The sequence below is a fragment of the Desulfomonilaceae bacterium genome, assembly GCA_041662605.1.
GTDB lineage: Bacteria > Desulfobacterota > Desulfomonilia > Desulfomonilales > Desulfomonilaceae > CAJBEZ01.
Window position 1 is genome coordinate 1 of the sequence record JBAZSD010000011.1, and the last position, 20,395, is coordinate 20,395.

At 45.2% G+C, this 20,395-nt stretch carries 15 protein-coding genes; 8 read left to right on the forward strand and 7 right to left on the reverse strand.

Annotated elements, in window-relative coordinates; all coding sequences use genetic code 11:
• Positions 1–292 precede the first annotated feature (292 nt).
• The gene (locus WC647_10390) at positions 293–2,590 is read right to left on the reverse strand and encodes a glycosyltransferase (protein ID MFA6222706.1); all 2,298 of its coding nucleotides are present in this window, start codon (positions 2,588–2,590) and stop codon (positions 293–295) included.
• A gap of 540 nt (positions 2,591–3,130) precedes the next feature.
• Between WC647_10390 and WC647_10395 the strand changes: the two genes are divergently transcribed.
• From WC647_10395 to WC647_10425, 7 genes are all read left to right on the forward strand, one after another.
• The gene (locus tag WC647_10395; protein ID MFA6222707.1) at positions 3,131–3,934 is read left to right on the forward strand and encodes a polysaccharide deacetylase family protein; all 804 of its coding nucleotides are present in this window, start codon (positions 3,131–3,133) and stop codon (positions 3,932–3,934) included.
• 138 nt (positions 3,935–4,072) lie between these two features.
• A complete protein-coding gene (locus tag WC647_10400; protein ID MFA6222708.1) occupies positions 4,073–5,803 on the forward strand; it encodes an ABC transporter ATP-binding protein in 1,731 nt (576 codons plus the stop codon).
• A gap of 64 nt (positions 5,804–5,867) precedes the next feature.
• A complete protein-coding gene (locus WC647_10405) occupies positions 5,868–6,920 on the forward strand; it encodes a GNAT family N-acetyltransferase (GenBank protein MFA6222709.1) in 1,053 nt (350 codons plus the stop codon).
• A gap of 133 nt (positions 6,921–7,053) precedes the next feature.
• Positions 7,054–7,875, forward strand: coding sequence for a hypothetical protein (locus WC647_10410; GenBank protein MFA6222710.1), 822 nt, complete (start codon positions 7,054–7,056; stop codon positions 7,873–7,875).
• Positions 7,876–7,967: 92 nt separating this feature from the next.
• A complete protein-coding gene (locus tag WC647_10415; protein ID MFA6222711.1) occupies positions 7,968–9,008 on the forward strand; it encodes a glycosyltransferase family 2 protein in 1,041 nt (346 codons plus the stop codon).
• Positions 9,009–9,140: 132 nt separating this feature from the next.
• Positions 9,141–10,364: a GNAT family N-acetyltransferase gene (locus WC647_10420; protein ID MFA6222712.1), complete on the forward strand. Its 1,224-nt coding sequence runs from the start codon at positions 9,141–9,143 to the stop codon at positions 10,362–10,364.
• A 103-nt stretch (positions 10,365–10,467) separates the two neighbouring features.
• A complete protein-coding gene (locus tag WC647_10425) occupies positions 10,468–11,343 on the forward strand; it encodes a hypothetical protein (GenBank protein MFA6222713.1) in 876 nt (291 codons plus the stop codon).
• 560 nt (positions 11,344–11,903) lie between these two features.
• Here the strand turns inward: WC647_10425 and WC647_10430 are convergent.
• Both WC647_10430 and WC647_10435 read right to left on the reverse strand, forming a co-directional pair.
• A complete protein-coding gene (locus tag WC647_10430; GenBank protein MFA6222714.1) occupies positions 11,904–12,365 on the reverse strand; it encodes a hotdog fold domain-containing protein in 462 nt (153 codons plus the stop codon).
• Between the two features lie 15 nt (positions 12,366–12,380).
• Positions 12,381–13,970, reverse strand: coding sequence for a hypothetical protein (locus WC647_10435; GenBank protein MFA6222715.1), 1,590 nt, complete (start codon positions 13,968–13,970; stop codon positions 12,381–12,383).
• 361 nt (positions 13,971–14,331) lie between these two features.
• Between WC647_10435 and WC647_10440 the strand changes: the two genes are divergently transcribed.
• Positions 14,332–15,114, forward strand: a complete 783-nt coding sequence (locus WC647_10440; GenBank protein MFA6222716.1) for an enoyl-CoA hydratase-related protein — start codon at positions 14,332–14,334, stop codon at positions 15,112–15,114.
• 140 nt (positions 15,115–15,254) lie between these two features.
• Here the strand turns inward: WC647_10440 and WC647_10445 are convergent, their stop codons facing one another.
• From WC647_10445 to WC647_10460, 4 genes are all read right to left on the reverse strand, one after another.
• Positions 15,255–16,460 (reverse strand): ABC transporter substrate-binding protein, encoded by a 1,206-nt coding sequence (locus WC647_10445; protein ID MFA6222717.1) that lies wholly within the window; start codon positions 16,458–16,460, stop codon positions 15,255–15,257.
• 41 nt (positions 16,461–16,501) lie between these two features.
• Entirely contained in the window at positions 16,502–17,548 is a 1,047-nt protein-coding gene (locus WC647_10450) for a branched-chain amino acid ABC transporter permease (protein MFA6222718.1), read from the reverse strand.
• Positions 17,549–17,602: 54 nt separating this feature from the next.
• On the reverse strand, positions 17,603–18,493 hold the full coding sequence (locus WC647_10455) for a branched-chain amino acid ABC transporter permease (protein ID MFA6222719.1): 891 nt from the start codon (positions 18,491–18,493) through the stop codon (positions 17,603–17,605).
• Between the two features lie 98 nt (positions 18,494–18,591).
• The gene (locus WC647_10460; GenBank protein MFA6222720.1) at positions 18,592–20,388 is read right to left on the reverse strand and encodes an AMP-binding protein; all 1,797 of its coding nucleotides are present in this window, start codon (positions 20,386–20,388) and stop codon (positions 18,592–18,594) included.
• Between the last annotated feature and the right edge of the window lie 7 nt (positions 20,389–20,395).

Sequence of the window (20,395 nt, forward strand, 5' to 3'; positions counted from 1 at the left end):
CCAACCTCCAAAAAACAAACGGCCTTAGATCTGTCTCCTCCAGAAAAGAGCCGCATCTCAGATCATTGACCAAGAGGTAGATTCATATTACCAGGTAACTCGGCCGCGAATAACTGAGGGGTTACGTTATCTTCCCCAATTTTACTAGACAGCCGAAAACCGGAACAATATCAGTGAAGGCGATTATTGGTGGATTATTCCTGCAGTGTCAGAAATGCAATAGTGAGTTTTCAGGTTGGCCTTTGGGTTGAGATTCACCTTGTGAGAGAAATCGATTAAACGTTGTTTTTCTTTAAGCTCCAAATTTTGTCCGAATCAATTCAGCGCTTTCCATCGCCGCTGTTTTATAAATTTCTAAATAATCCTTCCACAGTTTGAAACAGTCCGCAAAATCCTTCTTTTCGGGGTCATGAGCAACAGCAAGGCCGTTCCCATACTGCTCGAGCAGTCGTTTAGTTTTTTCAACATCCGTTGAGAAAACGGGAACTCCACAGGCTAGGGCTTCAAACATTACCGCAGGCCCTTGTTCTGCGAATGCGCTCGTTATGACCAGTCCCGATAGAACAGCATAGAGTTGTTCCGGTCTTTCAAGGAAAGGGATCCACCTGAAGTTACTCAATTTGTATTTGGCGGCAATAGCTGGCACCTCATCTCGAAGAGGACCATCGCCAATCATCACGAAAAAGCTGTCATCTTTGAATATCTGCATCCAGTATGCTAGTCTCAAGAAACCGAGGGGTCTGTTCTTCTCTCGCAGTTCTCCAACAAAACCAAAAATGGCGCGATTTGACGGCAAACCCAAATGTGTTAATTGGTCTTGAAGTTCCGAGTTTGAGAGAGTCCTTACAAAAAATGTGGAACTGCAAATCTTATTCTCATGAGAAAAGTCAATTTCATGTCCTCTTTTGGAGGCGTCAAAAACCACGGGCTTTCTTGCTGTAAGAAATTGGTAAATTTGGGTCTGAACATCTCTCAGTTTCCCGTACATACCGATTAACACATTCTCAATAAGCAATCGATGTTCTTCACTAATAATATCCACAAGTCTAAGAGCAATTTTCACAACTTTTCTGTCCAGTTGCCAAACAGAAGCCCTTAAACGCTCGTTTTCAGCGATTGTCCGAAGAAGTAGGTTGTGAATGACCTTCGTATGTTGTGGCCCGATATTGGACAGAATTCGCCTGCGCAAATTTTGGATTGAATGATGAGACCATGCTGTTTGAAGCCAACTACCAGGCCGTACTCGATAAAAATATAATGGCCTTGGGAGCACATCCATATCAAAGCCATCTAGAACCAATCTTGCCAGGAATTCCCAATCTTCCGAAACTTCGCCTCGCGGACTACAGAACCCCCCCAATGCCTCAAATACTGTTTTCTTAATGCAGAAATTGGAGGCGCCAAAAGGGTTGTCATAAATCCCAATTTCAATGGAAGCGCCCAAAGGCATCCAGAATCTTATTATACTGGCACTATCGACGATCCCACCAACCCCTTCAAAGTAAACCAGTGGGCATGTAAGGCAATCCGCCCCTGACCGTAGCATTCCTCTTACGAAGTTTGAGATTAGGGTCTTGGCTGCGAGATCGTCTGAATCCAAGAAAAAGATGAATTCGCCTCTCGCATGTCTAACCGCACAATTTCTTGTTGGTCCCAAGCTTTCATTTTCCTTTTTCATTATGAATCGCCAAGATTTGGAAGCATACTCTATGGCTAACGATTCAAATATTCGAAGAGATTCAGTATCTGTGCTCCCATCATCTACTACAATCACCTCAAAGTTTTTGTAATCATTATCTTCAACGGACTTCAATAAGTACCGAAGATTCGCACCATCATTGAAATGAGCAACACATACAGAGACAAGCGGGCCCGTTTTAGATTCAGGTAGTTCTCGGTCTTGTCTGGCCTGTTTTTCAATAGATTTATCCGCTAAAGAGCTGAGAGAAATATCGCCATTAAGGTAGTGCAGCGGCACAACCTTCTTAAGGTCTACATTCCATTCTTGTCTGGATGTCCATTCCAGGATGCTGCTTGTATGAGAGATAACCAAATCACTGTGTTCGCAGCAGTATTTTTCAGCAAAATCCAATTCTCTTTCTCGGATAAAACTACTCAGATAGTCAGGTGCTTCTAACGCCTGCCCCCTTTCGAACTCATGACAGGTTCTTAGCCAACTAACTAAGAGAGTTTTCTCTAGACCAAGTCCTGTCCTCTTAGCTCTTATTGGAATAAAACCAGAAGCGTCAAAAACATCGAATATGACACACTCATAATTTGTTTCCGTTATATAATCAAAAACTCGTACAGACTGATCAACGAAGGGTCTGTAATCAACTAGACGCGCGTCTCGTGGCTGGCGTCTAAGTACATCTATTTCTGTCAGCGACTTAATTCTTATTTGAAAGCCAAAATTCCTCTTCAAATAAACTTCATATTGACGGACATCACAGTCACAAAGTAAAAGAATAGTGACGTCTGATGCTCGACTCAAACAAGATGTAATCCCATAAGCATACCCAAGATCGAAATTAAGGGAGTCCGCGCTCTTTCCACCGATAGGTGGTAAAACCAACAAGATCGAGTCCATTTAAATCTCCTAGTGACTTTCAAACTCCCGGCTTTAAGATGTCTTGTGCCATTTTTAAGTCAATTTTCGATTTCACATAACTTCAAGAAAAGTTAAGTTATCGAAATAGCATGTAATGAGGCCAAACCCAAATTAAATGTTGCTTCTTTATGACCTATAGTTTTGCCATTTTTAGAAAACCTGGCTCGCTGGTGAAGAGCGGGACAGTTTTTTGTAAATTAGAGCCTACAAAATGCCTCAAACTAGGCCCTATGAAACAGTCCCTGAAATGTATCTTGTCAACTCCGAAAGGCTGTGGCAGATTCCTCTTGGTCATCGGTGTTCCTCCTGTCAGTTTTCCCAAACCGTCTATGGCAGGAACACCGATTGTTCTTAATATATTATCTTAAAATTTCAAGCTATTAACTCAAAAGTGGCAAAACTATAATTATAGTAAATGATGCTTAAAGTTGAACTATTGGAGCCAACATATCGAAGGCAAAACATTATTGTCAATTAGGACGCTTATAGACAGTTGTAGATAGTTTTGTGGGGTCAGAAATGATCTTGATGTATCACAACATTTCCGAAAAGGCGCTAACGAAGTGGCACGTAAGCGCGGGGACCTTTGAACGCCAAATGGCGTACTTGCAAAATTATGATGTGGTCTATCTCGAAAACTACAATCCAAATAATCCAAAACAGGCTGTGATCACATTTGATGACGCTTACTCAGATGTTGTTAAATATGCTCTGCCAATACTCGAAAAATGGAATTATCCATTTGAGATTTTTGTGATTGGAAATCACATCGGAAAGAGCAATTATTTTGATAGCGGGGTTGAACCAGAGTCGCAGTGCGGTGACATGGAAGAACTGGAACTGGCTGCCAGTTCCCTAGCTAGGCTTCAATGGCATTCCAGAAGTCACCCCCGGTTGGCTACGATGCCATTACACATCGTTAATAGAGAATTGGATGTTCCGGACTATCTGACCGAACTTTTTCCAAAGCCACATTTTAGGTGGTTTGCATACCCCTACGGAAGCCATAACGAAAAAACCATTAGTGCAGCCAGGCTAAAATTTGATGGAGCAGTGTCTGTCAATTTGGGAAATGACATTGATATTTATCAACTTAACAGAATAACTGTCGTTGAAGACAGCAAGCTCTTTCTGTCATTTCACGAGAAAGACATGTGGTTCACAAAGATGGAAAGAGAGTTGATGATAAAAACAGAGCAGGCCGCTACTTTGAAAACCATTTTGAAATCTCGTTCCTGGCGTTATACGGCCCCTTTGAGAACACTCGGGAAATTCGCGACCAACATCAAGACTCATTTAAACGCAGGTTCCTCTAAACTCTAGAACAGACTTAACAGAATGCCCACTAACTCCAATTCTCGAAATATAGAATCCCATCACAATTTGAATGAATTGCTGGTGAATTTTTGGCATCACCTTTCAAAAAGTCGCCAGCGGCAATTGGCGTTATTGCTCTTGTTAATGCTCGCGAGCGCTTTTTCAGAAGTGATCAGTCTTGGGGCCGTTCTGCCGTTCATAGGAGTAATGATAGCCCCGGATAAGGTTTTCAATCATACTACGTTTAGGCCATTGTTCGAATCTGTCGGAATCACTTCGGCGGAACAGCTCTCCGCTCCACTCACCATGGCGTTTGCCTTGGCGGCATTAGGCGCGGGATCTATCCGGTTGCTGTTGTTGTGGGTCAACTCAAGACTTTCCAACGCTATCGGAGCGGACATTAGTATAGACGTGTATAGACGCACACTTTACCAGCCATATCGAATTCATGTCTCACGCAACAGTAGCGAATTGATAGCAGCCATAACCGGCAAGACATGGAAAGCTACAATAGTGTTGTATGAAGCGACAACCATCGTCAGCGCAACATTCTTGTTGATAGCGCTCATTGCAACCCTCGTAGCTATAGATCCGTTTGTAGTGTTTGTAGCCACACTTGTTTTCGGAGTTAGCTATGGCCTTATAACTTGGGCCTCTCGTCGGCAGCTTCGAATCAATAGCCGCCGGACAGCGATTGAAAGTACTCAGGTCGTAAAGGCTTTACAGGAGGGTCTAGGAGCAATTAGAGATGTACTGCTGAATGGGACACAACAGTTTTATTGTGACAACTATCGTCGAGCTGATGTGCCCTACCGTGAGGCTAACGCTAGCAATTTATTTATAATTTTTGCGCCGAGGTTTGCAATGGAAGCCATAGGATTGGTCTTGATCTCAGGACTGGCTTATGGTCTAAGCCGAGAAGCCGGGGGACTCTCCACTGCTTTACCAGTCCTGGGCGCGTTGGCCCTCGGGGCGCAGCGCCTCCTGCCTGCCATTCAACAGATCTACGGATCCTGGTCGGGCATTGCGGCTAATCAAGTATCTCTTAGTGAAGTGATTGACCTGCTTGATCAACCTTTACCAGCGGAGGCATTGGAGTCATTGCCTGAGCCATTAGAATTCAAGGCTTCTATATGCTTCAAATCGGTCTGGTTTCGTTATGTTGAAGATAGTCAATGGGTGCTACAAGACGTAAATATGTCCATTCCAAAAGGGTTCAGGATGGGATTTGTGGGAAGCACCGGCAGTGGAAAGAGCACTATGCTGGACTTACTTATGGGATTATTGGAACCGACCAAGGGGCGGATATTGGTAGACGGTTTGCCAATTAAGGGCAAGCGACTCCGATCTTGGCAGCAAGCGATCGCGCATGTGCCACAAAGTATTTTTATCGCTGATTCGACGCTGGCCGAGAATATTGCTTTGGGACTTCCTCGACATTCAATTGATATGGCACGGGTTCGACAGGCGGCAAGTCAGGCTCAAATAGCTGACTTCATTGAAAGCCAGCCTAAAAAGTATTATACATCCGTTGGGGAGAGAGGAGTACGACTCTCTGGTGGACAGAAGCAGCGGATCGGCATTGCTAGGGCGTTGTATAAAAACGCTTCAATTCTTGTTTTCGATGAAGCCACTAGTGCGCTTGACAACGAGACTGAGTATGCTGTCATGAATTCTATTGAGAGCCTAAACAGAGAATTAACTATCTTAATAATAGCTCATCGTCTAACCACCATTCAACATTGTGATCAAATTGTAGAACTAGAGCATGGTAGCGTTGTGGCTCAAGGATCCTATGAAGAACTAATGAAAGATAGCCCCAGCTTTCGGAGAATGGCCATCGTTAGGGCTGTAGACAGACAGATAGATGTGTGATGTTTCGAACTTAATGACAACTGCATGGCTATCTTTTGGACACCGGTTGTAATAGAGGCAGACCTTGTTAGATCAGCCATTTGTACCAGTCCGCGCTGAACAATCAGATCACGACGCGATAATTATGCTGGAGCAATACATATGGGGTTCGGCAGAAGAGGCGACACTTGAATATTTGCACTGGTGTCTCCAAGATCCAGCTGGCCAATCGATCGTTTACATTATTAAGAATGACTCGGGCCGTGTCTTGTCATTGCATATGTTGCTCAACGTGCCAGCCTGCCTAGAAGGCAAACGAATTAAGGCGGGCATATCAATTAACGTGGCCACACATCCAGATTACAGGCGCAAAGGATTGTCTACCCAAGTTGCAGACTCTATCCTTGGCGAGGCAAAGCGGCAGGGAATTGCATTTCTATTCTCTGTGCCAAATTCGATGAGTCATCGTTTATTTACGGACAAAAATAACTTTGTGAATCTGGGCAAACCATTGCTTTTGGTCCGGTGGATCGATCCGGCCATTTTGATTGCAAAACATGGATTGCCCAATGTGGCCAAAAGTTTGAGTTTTGTAACGAAGTTAATATCCGGGACTCTTAATATTAAAAAGAACAGTTCCATTCGGGTTAGATATCTGGAGAACTTAGATGGGCTGAAATTCTCAAAACTTTCGGCGCCCACTGATTTCCATTTTGCCCTTGATAGACACTGGTTGCGATGGCGCTATGCGGAACACCCTTTCAGGAAATATAAATTTGCCCTCGTTGGTGATGTTGGTTCTCCTGAAGCTCTTGTTGTCTACGAAGTGGTGGCACAGTACAAGAGGGCGCTGATAATGGAATTTCTTGCAGTAAAAGAAGTCTCAGCACGAGTTGCACAAGCCCTGATGGATGATGTTGTTGAAAAGTGTAAAGCTGCTGGCTGTTCCTCTGTGTGTTGTTTGGGTTCCCCTCTTTCCAGAAAAACCACCATGCTGAGGAAAATTGGATTCTGGGCATTTCCGTTTAATTCAGTCTGGCGTCCTAAAATAGTTCTGAGGAGCCAGAAGCCTATGCCGGCTGAGTTTTCACTTTCTTCCATGGACATTTCTTATGGTCCGCTTATAAACTTTGGGTGAAGCCCCGCGGTTCATGGACACAAACATAAATCCAACCCCAAAGGTCCAGGAACAAACGGTTGATGAAAAATACCTCTCTGATTTTTGTAGAGCCAGGGGGGTCCGTTTTTTTGTTACTGGAGGTTTATTTTGGATGTCTCGCGGAATGAGACTGTTCTCTCCTTGGCCGTCCTCTCGACCGATTTCATTGACAAGACACAATTTAAGGTTCATGTGGTCCCAAAAGGCCATGTTCCTTCATTACATTTCCAAGGATGATAAACCCTATTTTCAAGGGTATGATCTTGTTGTTGAAAAGAATTATGATTTCGGAAGTATCACAAGCAGCAAGCGCCGCCACAATGTTCGGTGGGCCCTAAAACATTGCTCGGTAGAACGGGTTCCATTTGATTCATTAGTTAGGGAAAGCGACGTTCTGATTGAAGACACATATCAGCGTCAGGGACGAGAATTTAATAAGTCTGTTCTGGAGATGTGGAAAAACTACTTCAGATTAGCCGAGTTAAATCCTTTATTTGAAGCTTGGGGCGCGTTTGTTTCTGACCAAATGGCCGCGTGCCATGTCTGTATCATTATTGATGGTGGCGCTTACATTGAGATGACGTTTAGTCGCACTGATTTGCTGAGATTTCACCCTGTGGATGCTCTGTGTTTCGTTTTCACCCAGAATGCAATGAATCGAAACGGTATCACGCATGTATCTTATGGTAGGCGTCCTATAACAGGAGAGGCTGAGGGGCTCGTAAGCTTCAAGGAATCAATGGGCTTCAGAAAAATTCCATTGAGAGAGCGAGTAGAAATTAACCCCATTTTGAAGCCGTTTTTATGCGGTCCCTTGAGACCAATAGCCCTTAATATTGTAGAGAAGTATTCCGACCGTTCAATGTACGCGAGGATAATAGCTGGAGTTACAAACACACTACGAGGTCAAATAAGGCATTCTCAGGAGGAATAAAAAGTAATATGGAGCGGGACTTTCTTGCCAGTGATTTGTTTCATGGGTGAGGAACATAATACGGTCCTTTCACTATGGGAGGAATTCTTGAAATGAAGTTTTCGATCATAATACCAACACTTAACAGAAGCGCCTCTCTTAAGATCACTCTTGATTCCTTGTTGGCCTTAAATTATCCACCGCAAGATTACGAAATACTAATAGTGGACAACGGTTCAAAAGACAACACCCGAGAAGTAGCTGCTAACACAATTGAATTTCACCCCGCGCACGAAATAGGATATCACTACGAATCTCTCCCTGGCAATCTGTCTGCCCGACACAAAGGTGCACTTAGGTCAAAAGGCGACATTCTGATCTTCGTTGACGATGATATACAAGCTGATCCGGGATGGCTGACGGCCGTGGCCGAGGCGTTCGGAGATCCAAAAACGCATCTTGTCGGCGGCAAGAACCTTCCAAAATACGAGTCAACGCCTCCTGATTGGTTGGACGCGTTTTGGTATCGAAACGGAGCCTTAAATCAGTGCTTTTATCTCAGCCTAGTGGATTTTGGGGATAAACTAGTCGAAATTAACCCGATCTATGTTTGGAGCCTCAATTTGTCCATCCGTAGACAGACACTGTTTGAAGTAGGTGGGTTCCATCCAGACTACATTCCTAAACCTTTTCAGCGTTATCAAGGAGATGGCGACACAGGATTAGCTTGGAAAGTCGCTGCCAAAGGTTTGAAAGTAATGTATCATCCTAGGGCACTGGTTTACCATGTGATTCCGGAATGCCGGCTACGAGTGGATTATTTTCGAGAGAGAATGTTTTTTGCAGGGGTTTGTGATTCCTATACGACAATCAGAAAAAACCGCGGAATAACCTCTGATTGGAAAATGCAATCACCATTCCCGCAGATCAAACGCCTATGGCGAAGAATGGCCGGTAAATTATCAGCAGACCCTTATGCTGAAATCAAGCAGCGAGTTCGCGAAGCTTGGCTGGAAGGTTATGCGTTCCACCAAGACGAAGTGCGCAAGGATCCAGAATTATTGAAGTGGGTTCTGAAAGAAGATTATTGGAACTATCGTTACGGTTCTTTCCTAGGGTCCAACAATAGCATGGAAGAGGAAGCATCAAGTTAAAAAAATTCAACAAATGGCGTATGGTGCAATTGGACGTGAGAATATATATGCTAGATTCTGTTCCTTTCTTATAAAACCGTTCTATGAACACAATGGTTTACTCAGAGTCCCTATTAAAGAGACGGTAGCGCTATGAACAATCAGCCTACACTCAAAAGGCGCTCTCAATTGTCACAAACCCTTAGACCATTGCTATCTTCAAGTTTTAACAAGGGTGTTTGGACATGGGAGGTCCATGATGACCTCAAAAGCGCTGAAACTCTCTGGCGTGGATTCGAACAGGAAGCTGCTTCGTATGTGTTTCAAACTTTTGACTGGCTATATCGATGGGTAGAAATCGTTGGAAAACCTGTTCATTTTATTAAGCCTTGCGTTGTGATTGTGTGGAAGGATTCTCAACTCCTGTTCATTTTACCTTTGGGGATTAGGCCGGAAAAAGGTTTCAAGATCTTAGAGTGGTTAGGTGGGATTCATTCTGATTACAAAGGACCTCTTATAAGAAAGAAATCTGTCACAGGCTCTCTGACGGGAATATGGGATTTCATAAAGAAAACTCTTCCCAAATTTGACGCGACCTGTCTCCTGAAACAACCGGCAGTCATAGATGGTGAAAGCAACCCATGTATTACAGCAAATCCTACCGAGCAGAATAGAGCATACTCCATTATTATGGAAGGAACTTGGGAACAATATCAATTAACAAGAGTAAGTACTAATTTGAGAGCGGATTCACGTCGTAAACGTAGACGATTGGGCGAATTAGGTGATCTTAAATTCGTTGTCGCTTCTGATCACGAAACGTCAAAACGACTGACTGAAATCATGTTTGAGCAAAAATCAAGGCGGTGGAGCGAAACTGGGAGTTGGAACAGGCTTGCAGCAAAAGAGCATCGTCATTTTTATGAAACAATAACAGACGATTTGCTAGGCAATAGAGTTGTTCACGTATCGGCCCTTGAAATTGACGGCATTGTTATCGCTACCCATTGGGGCGCCCTTTATCGTAAGCATTTTTATTGGCTAATGCCAACCTTTGAGGGCGGGAAATGGGCCCGGTACTCTCCTGGTCGACTTTTGTTGGAGTATTTACTAGAGTGGTGTTTTAACAATGGTGTTGAGCGGTTCGATTTCACTGGCGGCGCAGAAGACTATAAACTTGAATGGGCTAATCATGATATGCCATTATATCAAAATTGTAATGGGAACAACTTGAAGGGAAAACTATATCTCCAATGGCTCCAATCAAGCTCATCTGTGAAAGTCAAATGGTATGGAACAAGTTCATCTGTGAAAGATTTTGTCAAAAAATCGTCAATAGGTCCAATTATTCGACGAGCGTACGACCGACTTAGATGAAAAGTGGGTATTGAAAATTCTCAGTCTTTGGAGAGAATCACTAAATTAATTCGACGATTATCGATAAGACACCTCGATTCCAGTGTAAATTTTATGAATTCTAGTGGGGAAATTTCCTATAGCCCTTGGTTTTGGAACAATGTATCGTAAATTATCTTCCTTTCTCAAACAACCATTCTATGAGCAGAAGTATATAATTCTGGAGAAATTTCTAAGAATATTCTGTGATTGGGCTTATATCTCTAGCCATACCACACTAAAAATGGTAACTAAAAAATCTTTTTATAAAGTTGGATACAATTCTTCACCCTATGTATCTAAAGAGATTTATAATATTGATGAGATGAGACATTTGGGGTTAGCAAAATATATGTTGCCTTGCAGAACCTTTGAACTCGGTCCTATTGGCATCATTAGGTACCCAAGGGTTAGTGTCGATAACCCAATAACAGACAACGAAATGTTTGATTTGCTGCGTGATTTGTCTAAATTCTCAAAGAAAACAAAAATCGATATAATGGACCTTTATTTTGTGAAGGATTTCTTGGCCAATCCCATTTTGTCGAGCGAGGAAAGACGATATTTAATAAACATGAATCTATCAACGTTATATGGGCCAATTCATGGCGATTTTCATCGTGGTAATATACTAAGACATGAAGGTAAGTTGTTTCTGACCGATTTTGATATGTTTGAACAGTCAGGTATTCATTATTTCGATTTTCTCAACCAATTCTGTTTGGGGTATTGTGTCAATGAGTGTGCTTCATGGTTTGATTATTTAGAACAAATGATTCAGCGGTGGAATGAATTGTCGTCGCATGAATACTGGAATGATCTCCCTGCTGCCGAGAAAAAAAATGTTTTCTACTTATTCGTTATTTGTAAATTGAATGAATGCGCTGGTCTCCACAAGTCATCTGAATCTGATCAACGTTATAGGGAGATCTTAAAGAAGATTTGTAACTTGTCAGTGTGATTTAGACCAGTTTTCCAAATTGGTAAGGTTTTGGTTTTGGGCATACTCAAGACCTGCAAAACGTGGATGTCTCATTGTAGCATGGGATAACGACCGAAAACTTCAATTCCACCTCAGTAGTGATCCAGCTTAATATCCACGTTTTGCGCCACTTTCCCGTTTCCATTGCCCGAGATACTCAAACACTTCCATCGCCGCTTCCCTGGCCGCATGGTCGTAAGTATACGGTTCCACTGTCACGAACCCTTCAAAACCATTGTCCAGAATAGTATTCTCGACTTTGACACTTTTTTTTACGAAAATACTGAGATATTAATTTATGCTGAAATCAAGCAGCGAGTTCGCGAAGGTTGGCTCGAAGGTTATTGGTTTCACCAAAACGAAGTGCGTAAGGATCCCGAATTATTATAGTGGGTTCTGAAAGTAGATTACTGGGACTACCGTTACGGTCCTTTTCTAGCGCCAATAAATCAAGACCCCAAAGAAAATGAAGAGACAGGAAATTATAACTTTCACCCTCCAATGCAACAATAGATCGTGGATAATCTCTGTGAGACAAACTAATCTGGATTCCCTTCCTTATCAACCGCCATTTTAAATTTTTCCGGATCCATTAAAACATATGTTCCAGTGGCCTTTGAGCAAATTTCCTGTCTACTGTTCTTAATTTCCGCAGTCAGATTAATCCTGGATCCATTCGTGGAGTCTATACGGCATCGGACTTCGATTTGTTGCTCCACATAAAGAGGCTTCAAAAATTCTACCTGTATCCCGGAAGTCAACGCGACCTTCTTGGTAATGTGCAGGGTAGTCCAGCCCATGATCTCGTCAAAAAGACCACTCTGGATTCCACCATGCAAGATCCTTCCAAAGCTTCTGTAGGTTGCGGGTGGAGACCAAACGCAAACCAGCTCGTTGGGTTCGGTTTCAGGTTCCTGGAATGTTAATTTAAGTCCCGCCGGATTATTCGGGCCGCAAAAGAAACACGCTGAGTTTCTATATGGATTTTTAATGTCTTTCATACCTTAGACCTTTTGCTATGAGCTGTTTTCTTTTGTAAAGGAGAGGGCAAACATCAATATAGCCAAACAAAGGTATGCCATCCCAAATTGATATGGGATCTGTCTCTGGACTCCTTCCAACAGCCAAGGGAAATAAACATTCGCGTCCAGCGAGGAAGAATGAATAATACCAAAAAATGAAAAAACAGCCAGAATTGCAAGATAAAAAGAACACCTTTTAAGGTGGTGATCTATCATTTCCGCAAGGAATGATCCCCATAGCATCCCCGTCAAAATGAATCCGTTCCCAAGCGCTAGCATTACGAGCGGCTCAGGGAGGGCGCTACCGACCCTGGACATCATGTCATGCAGATTCTGAACCGGAATTATGTTAGGATTTTCGAGTTGTATTGAAATCAGGCGGCTAACAGTTGGAAACATTGCCAGAACAACTGCCGGGATGTGCCGGGTAGGTGAATAAGTAAAGGCCTGGGCGACTATCTCCAGTGAAATAAACACGAGTATAGGAGCGAGAACTGCCTTGGGTATCAGTTCAACGATAAACGACACATAGCCCAACATCCCGCCTAAACCAACAAAAATTGCAGTCAACAGGGTGTACCCAGCTCGTGCCCCCATACGCTTGTATGCAGGGTGCCCTATGTACGGGCATGATTGAGCGACTCCACCACAGATCCCTGCCAGTAAAGTTGTCCAAGCTTCTGTTAGTAGGATTTGACGGGCGCTGTAATCATCACCCGCCACCCTTGCGCTTTCCGTAACATTAATTCCTCCTACCACCGTAAGGATGGCGAATGGAATTGAAATTGGCAGATATTTCAAGGCTGGAACGATGCCGCCAACAAAATCCAGACTAGGCCACGGGAGCCCGAAGTGAAGATCAAATGCAGGTTTAATATAAGTTTGAGTTGAGGATCCATCAGGAATCAAGAAATTATAAAGATGATAAAGAATTGTTCCAATCACGATGGCTACCAGTATACCCGGTAGATTCTTAGGGAAAGAGCCTCGCGCCACCAACGTATAGAGGACAAGCCCCAATGAAATCATCCCTACTACCGGCAGCCCAAATATGTCGACAAGAGGAATGAATCCGATGAGAGCGAGGCCTACTCCCGCTATTGACCCCAACAGTCCGGCTCTTGGCACGATTTTCTGAACCCAGTTTCCGCCAAAAGACATAAAAATTTTTAAAATTCCAATCATCACCATAGTGGCCATTCCAATTTGCCACGTCATAATGGCTGCGTTTTCAGGAGACTCTCCTGCCTGCTTCATGGCAATGAACGCCGGCCCCAAAACTGTCAGAGCGATCCCGATGGTTGAGGGAGTATCCAGTCCCAAAGGCATGGCTGTCACGTCGGTGGAGCCGGTCCTTTTTGCCAGCCGAAACGCCATCCATGTGTATACCAGGTCTCCGAACAGCACCCCCATGGTCGTTCCCGGAATCATTCGAGTGTAGACAACATCTGACGGAAAGTTAAAGCCAACAATTAAAGTTCCCGCCAAAAACGACAGTTGTGCGATATTGTCAAACATTAACCCGAAAAAACCGTTTACATCGCCCAGCCCAATCCATTTGTAATTTGAGTGCGCCTGCTTCATGAGATTTACTCTAAAAGCCGAAAATTGAAATCCAATCGCTGATTCAAAAGAATTTATGGTAGCGCTACAGGGCTCCCTTGTAACGATTATGACACAGGGAGTTTTCTGTTTCCATTGTGAAGTTGAGAAAAGGAGCAAATGGAAGATATCGATGAGCGGCACGCCACCCCTGATGCATCTGAGCCACCTACTCGCTCGTATTGGATTTGACTGGCTAGAATAACCCACAAGTAGAATCTTTGGCCCCCTAGAAAAAGGTGTAGAACCGATTTTATGCCTGTGGCAATGAAGCCAATCAAAGTTGCCTATAAGGAAAAGTGTACGGTATGCTCGTACATCGTATAACCTGGAGGAATCAACCATGGCGTATCAGTCAATTCTTTTAACAAAGGAAGCCGGAGTCAGCCTGATTATGCTAAACCGGCCAGAGGCTATGAACGCAGTCGATGACGAGATGCGGGTAGAACTAACTGAGGCGCTGAGCGAATTGGAGTCTGACGCTGAAACCAGGGTCCTTGTCGTAAGTGGATCGGGAAAAGCATTCTGCGCCGGCGCTGACTTGCGGCACATCAAGTTCCTTTACGAGGAATTCCGGAAATCCGGAATTAGATCACCTTTCGGGGGCCCGGAATTAGCTAAAGTCTTTTTCGGTTTTTCCAAGCCAATCATCGCTGCGGTCAATGGAGCGGCAGTCGGTTGGGGCATGACTATGCCGCTGGCCTGCGACATCCGCATCGCTTCAAGCAGGGCGAGGTTCTCCGCTGCCTTTGTTCGTGCAGGTTTGACTCCGGAATTTGGGAGCAGCTACCTTCTCCCTCGGCTTATCGGATATAGCCGTGCAGCGGAACTCGTGTTCACCTGTCGGATAGTCTCGGCAGAGGAGGCGCTGCAAATGGGTTTGATAAATCGCCTGACCCCACCAGAAGAACTTATGGCAGAATCAATGGCCTTGGCGCGGCTCATCGCTGATCAACCAACCGAAGCGTTGACCAAAGCCAAAGCGCTGCTGCGGGGAGGTATGGATGCTGCTCTTGGACAGTGGATCGAGCATGAGGCGCTCATTTTCAAAGAGCGCATGTTGAGCGAGGAACACTACCAGGCGGTCACGGCATTGCTGGCCGACATCGAATCACGAAAAAAATAAAGTTAGCCAAACCAGTGGCGTAAATGGCAGGCGAATCAGCGCCGGATCTTATGGTCGTGGCTGCCCGCAACGACAAATTGACAAATTTTATCGTTGCGGGGGCCGTGAAATCGTATCTCAACCGCCATAAACAGAAAATCCTATTTCATCGCTTTCGGGGATCTCCAATCAGTTATGGGTATCATGAGCCCCTTTGCTGGGTCAGCTCGATAAAGACGTGCGACAGTGGTAGGAGCGTGACTCGTCGGAGTATATGTTACCGGTGGAAGAATCCCCCCTGTGTCGAAATCTTTTAGCGTATCCATGTTGTCCTTGTAGGATTCCGGAGTGAGGTTAGCTCCTGCTCGTTTCATGCCTTCGGCCAGTACCGTGGCTGTTCCTACTCCTATGGTGTACAATGACGTAAGCATTTTGTTTGGATCACGATCATTTTTCTTGGCCAACTCTCTTACTCGCTTCATGCCTGGAGTGTCGTCCTCCCAACCGCCGACAAAATTGACGCCGATGTAATTTTTGGAGGCGGTCTTGCATGCTTTGACTACCATGTCGTCGCACGACCAGCTTATACCGAAAGTTGTGGGCCAGTAGTCATACTTCTCTGCAGTCTTGAGAAAAGTGATGATGGGTGGAACAAGATTGCACGTTACTACGTAATCAACGTTGTCCTTTTTGAGGGAGAGAACCTGGGAACTGGCGTCCACAGATCCTATGTTAAGGACCAGCTCAGAAACCAGTTTAATCCCGTACTGCTCGGCGCGTTTCCTGGCAGCTTCCAGTCCCTTTTTGCCAAACTCAGTCTCCGCGTAAACTACGGCTATTTTCGGGTCCTTGGCTTTTAGATCATTCATGATGTAGTCGAACATAAGTTCGATCTGTGTCTCATACGAGGCCCCCAAGACGAAGACATAGGGCTTGTGAGGCTTGAAAAATTCTTCGGCCAGGGCGTTTGGGATATTCACCACATGATGCTTGTCGATTAGGTCGAAGAGGGCTATAGTCTGTGGTGTCCCACCCATACAGGTTATTGACAGGACCTTGTCTCGAAATATCAGCTTGTTGAAAGCTGATATTGCAAGAGGCGTCTTAAATTGGTCATCCTCCCAGATCAGATTGATCTTGCGTCCGTTAATTCCTCCCGATTCGTTGATCTGGTTGAATGTATCTTGAATTCCCCAGCCTTCGGGTAGGCCGAGCGCCGCCACGGGCCCGGTCTTGACAAGGATCATGCCCATCTGTATGGCGTCCTTGGTGACGCCCCGGGTTTCAGGAAAAGCGCTAGTGGCTGAAAACAATCCGAGGCAGATCACCACGGATAGGACTAGTCTCCAGTTTTTCGCAGTCTTCATTCTCGTTTGCCCTCCTTCTATAATGGGATGAAAGCCGTTTCTCAGTAAGTGAACGGCCAGTTCTTGAAACTGGTCTTGATACGAGACCAAATCCCGTTAAGACCTGTAGGTTCGACGATTAAGAAGATCATAATAAGGAGGCCGAAAGCCGCTATGTTCCACTCCTCATCATATCGACCCTGAAGAAATACGAATTGATGACCCAGTGAATCCGCAAGGCCTTTTATGATGTCGGGCATCGCAGTTAGAAACACGGCTCCGAATATGGACCCTAAAATTGACCCTAGACCTCCGACGATGATCATAGCAATGTATTCTATCGAGAGTAGAAGTGTGAAATTTTCAGGATGGAGATAGGTGGTGGCATAGGAATAGAGACCTCCGGCGACTCCTCCGTAAAAGGAACTGATTGCAAACGCCATCACCTTGTATTTTGTGAGATTGACGCCTATAACCTCCGCTGCCACATCCCGATCTCGTATTGCCACAAAGGCTCGACCAATCCTGCTCCTGGCAAGATTCTTGGCGCCTAGAGTTAGAACAGTCACAAAAAAAACAGTGACATAAAAAAGTTTGGAAGGGTCTCCGAGAGTATAGCCGAAAAAAGTTGGAGCTGGGACGGAAATTCCGCGAACGCCCATGGTCAAAGACTCCCAGTGGGTGATGCCATATTCGACAACTATCCCGAAAGACATGGTGGCCATTGCCAGATACAGCCCTTTAAGACGCAGACAGGGGAAGCCCAGGAGCACTCCAAACAATGCGGCGACAATGCCCCCAGCCGGGATGGTGAGCCAGAAAGGCATGTCTACCCTGGAACTAAGAATTGCCGAAGTATATGCCCCCAATGCGACAAAGGCCGCATGGCCAAGAGATATCTGACCCGTAAAACCAGTAAGGATGTTCAACCCTAGAGCCGCGATTATTGCTATCCCAGAGATGTTGACCATGTAGATTATGTAAGGATCAACCCAAAAAGGCAGAGACAAGAGCCCAATGGCGAACAGGGTCAACCAAAACTTTACCCAGATCGTCTGGAAAATTCTAATGTCTTCTCTATAGGATTCTCTGAAAGTCTTGCTTCTCATGATTCCCTTAGGATAAGTTATTCATGGTATCGCCGTCGTCCGGCCCAAACATCGTTAAACCCGCTCTATTTCTTCTTTGCCAAATAGCCCATAAGGCCTGATCATAAGAACCAGGAAAAGGACCACAAAGGCCGTAAGGTCTTTCACACCCGGAAATGTCTGGTCCAAATAGCCACCTACCAGTGTCTCCATTACACCAATCACCAGACCCCCGATGATCGCGCCAGGAATGCTTTCCAGCCCTCCAAGAATGACCGCTGGGAAAGCCTTGATAGCCACCAGACAAATACCTATGTTCAACACCATTACGTTAGCGAGGAATATCCCGGCGACAGCCGCGATGGCGAATGAAATGCCCCATGTTAGAGCGAAAACTCTTTTGACGCTGACACCCATCAACATGGCCGTATCCTGGTCATTGGCCACTCCGCGCATTGCTAGCCCAACTCGTGAATATCTAAAGAAGAGGAAGAACAGGACGACCATCAACCCGGATATCAGCATCGCCCAGAGGTGGGTCTGTGACAGCACGAGTCCTTTAAAGACCAGAGACTGTTCTGAAAAAGGTGACGGAAATATCTTGTTGTCATGCCCGAATATAATCCCGGAAATGCTCCTCAAAAATATGGATAGACCGATAGTGACCATGACTACCGCAAATTGGGGCTCCCCGATCATGGGTCTCAAGATCAGGCGTTCGGTGACCAGTCCGAAGAACATTGCAATCGCTACGGTGATCACAACGGCCCAGAGAAATGGAATTCCTGCCATGACAAGCGCATAACAGATGAAGGCGCCCACCATCATCGCCTCTCCGTGCGCAAAGTTCATGATGTCGGTGGCTTTATAAATAAGAACAAATCCTAGCGCCACAAGCGCATACAAACTCCCCACGGCGACGCCTGAAATAAAAAGCTGCAAAAAATAAAGCGCCTCTTCTGTCACCTTGGATAAGCTCCCTTCATTCGAGAAATCTGATGCGTTTCGTCAATCTTTTGGCAAAAACCAGTTAGAGACATTCCTGGCGATCGGAAGGTTACGAACTAGTACATTGAATCAATCAGATCCTTGAATTTCTTCTCTATGCTGGATCGTTTCACCTTCATGGTCGCTGTCAGCTCTTCATCATCCTGGTCGAGTTCCTTTTCCAGAATGGTAAACTTTTTGATTTTCTCCACCTGAGCAAAATTACTGTTGGTTTTTTCCACCTCTCCCTGAATCAGTTTTTTTACATCAGGATGAGTCGCAAGGCTTTTGTAATTGGTGTAAGCGATTCGATTGTTTTGAGCCCAGTGAGCGACGTTCTCCAGTTCGATCTGGATAAGGCAGGACACATACTTGCGACGATCGCCAATGACGATGGCCTCCTTAATGTACGGGCTAAATTTGAGGCTGTTTTCCAGTTCTGAGGGAGCTATGTTTTTACCGCCGGCCGTAATAATGATATCTTTTTTTCTGTCCGTAATTTTCAAGTGCCCGTCTTCGTCCATCTCCCCTACATCACCGGTATGTAGCCATCCGTCAATCACGACTTCTCTGGTGGCCTCCGGGTTACCGTAATAACCGGCAAAAACCGAATCCCCTTTCTGAAGGATCTCACCATCTTCCGCCAATTTGACTTCTACCGTCGGTATGGGTTTCCCGACCCCGCCAATCTTGATTTCGTCATTTCGGGGCATGAAAGAAATACCGCTCATTTCCGTCATGCCGTAGCATTCACGGACCGGCACGCCTATGGCATGGTAGAACCTCATCAGATCAGGGGATAGTGGCGCCGCTCCGCTGACGAAAATGCGCGCGTCCAGAAGGCCCAGGTTGTTCCGCAAAGGCCGGAAGATGAGTAAATACGCAAGCGCGTATAGAGCTTTCCAATGTAGGGGGATCGGTTGCTTTTTAAGCTTGAATTCGGATACCTGCACGCCGATAGGAAACATGGCCTTAAAAATCCAGCGCTTGAAAAATATTGAATCCTGGATTTTTATCATGACATTGGAATGCATCTTCTCCCAAATCCGGGGCACGTTCAGGAACGCTGTGGGAGAAATCTCACTCAGGTCCTCCTGAAGAGTAGCTACGCTTTCTGCAAAATTTACGGCGCATCCGGCCCACATGGGGAAGATCAGGGAAAACATTCGCTCGGCAATATGGCAAAGCGGCAGAGCGGACACGAAAGAATCGGTTTGACGGAAGTTCAGGACCTCTGCCAGGCCTCGAATCATTGCTATCATGTTTTTGTGGGTGATCATGGCGCCTTTCGGCTGCCCTGTGGTACCAGACGTATATACAATGATGGCTGGATCGTCAGGTCTGGTTTCGCTCACCATGTCTTCGAACAAGTGAGGCTCTCTCGTGTTGATAGTGTTGCCCAGAGCCTCAACATCCTTGAAGCTTATGATCATAGGCTCTTTGTACCGGCGGAGCCCCTTCATCTCCACGACAATGATGTTCTTTAAGCCAGGAAGACTGGCCTTGACTTCCAAAATTTTGTCCACCTGCTCCTGGTCTTTAGCCACAACAAATTTGGATTCAGAATTTGTCAGGATATATTTGACCTGAGAGGCGACGTCTGTAGGATATATGCCAACAGTGACGGCTGAAGAACTTTGGGTCGCCAGGTCCGCATACAGCCATTCCCGACAGTTGTCACCGAGGATGGATAGTTTGTCTTGTCTTTGCAGTCCGAGTTTCTTCAGCCCGAGAGCGAAACAGCATACATGGTCCCAGTACTCATTCCAGGTCGTGCGTTGCCAGATCCCCAGGTCCTTTTCTCTCAGCGCGACCTTGTTCGAATACAGTTTCCTGTTTCTCTCAAACAGCTTAGGTATGGTGTCAATTTCCATGTCCAGA

Excerpts from the sequence above, each read along its gene's own strand:
- WC647_10390 (MFA6222706.1), bottom strand. The coding sequence starts at position 2,590 with ATGGACTCGATCTTGTTGGTTTTACCACCTATCGGTGGAAAGAGCGCG.
- WC647_10395 (MFA6222707.1), top strand. The coding sequence starts at position 3,131 with ATGATCTTGATGTATCACAACATTTCCGAAAAGGCGCTAACGAAGTGG.
- WC647_10400 (MFA6222708.1), top strand. The coding sequence starts at position 4,073 with ATGCTCGCGAGCGCTTTTTCAGAAGTGATCAGTCTTGGGGCCGTTCTG.
- WC647_10410 (MFA6222710.1), top strand. The coding sequence starts at position 7,054 with ATGTCTCGCGGAATGAGACTGTTCTCTCCTTGGCCGTCCTCTCGACCG.
- WC647_10415 (MFA6222711.1), top strand. The coding sequence starts at position 7,968 with ATGAAGTTTTCGATCATAATACCAACACTTAACAGAAGCGCCTCTCTT.
- WC647_10420 (MFA6222712.1), top strand. The coding sequence starts at position 9,141 with ATGAACAATCAGCCTACACTCAAAAGGCGCTCTCAATTGTCACAAACC.
- WC647_10430 (MFA6222714.1), bottom strand. The coding sequence starts at position 12,365 with ATGAAAGACATTAAAAATCCATATAGAAACTCAGCGTGTTTCTTTTGC.
- WC647_10435 (MFA6222715.1), bottom strand. The coding sequence starts at position 13,970 with ATGAAGCAGGCGCACTCAAATTACAAATGGATTGGGCTGGGCGATGTA.
- WC647_10440 (MFA6222716.1), top strand. The coding sequence starts at position 14,332 with ATGGCGTATCAGTCAATTCTTTTAACAAAGGAAGCCGGAGTCAGCCTG.
- WC647_10445 (MFA6222717.1), bottom strand. The coding sequence starts at position 16,460 with ATGAAGACTGCGAAAAACTGGAGACTAGTCCTATCCGTGGTGATCTGC.
- WC647_10450 (MFA6222718.1), bottom strand. The coding sequence starts at position 17,548 with ATGAGAAGCAAGACTTTCAGAGAATCCTATAGAGAAGACATTAGAATT.
- WC647_10460 (MFA6222720.1), bottom strand. The coding sequence starts at position 20,388 with ATGGAAATTGACACCATACCTAAGCTGTTTGAGAGAAACAGGAAACTG.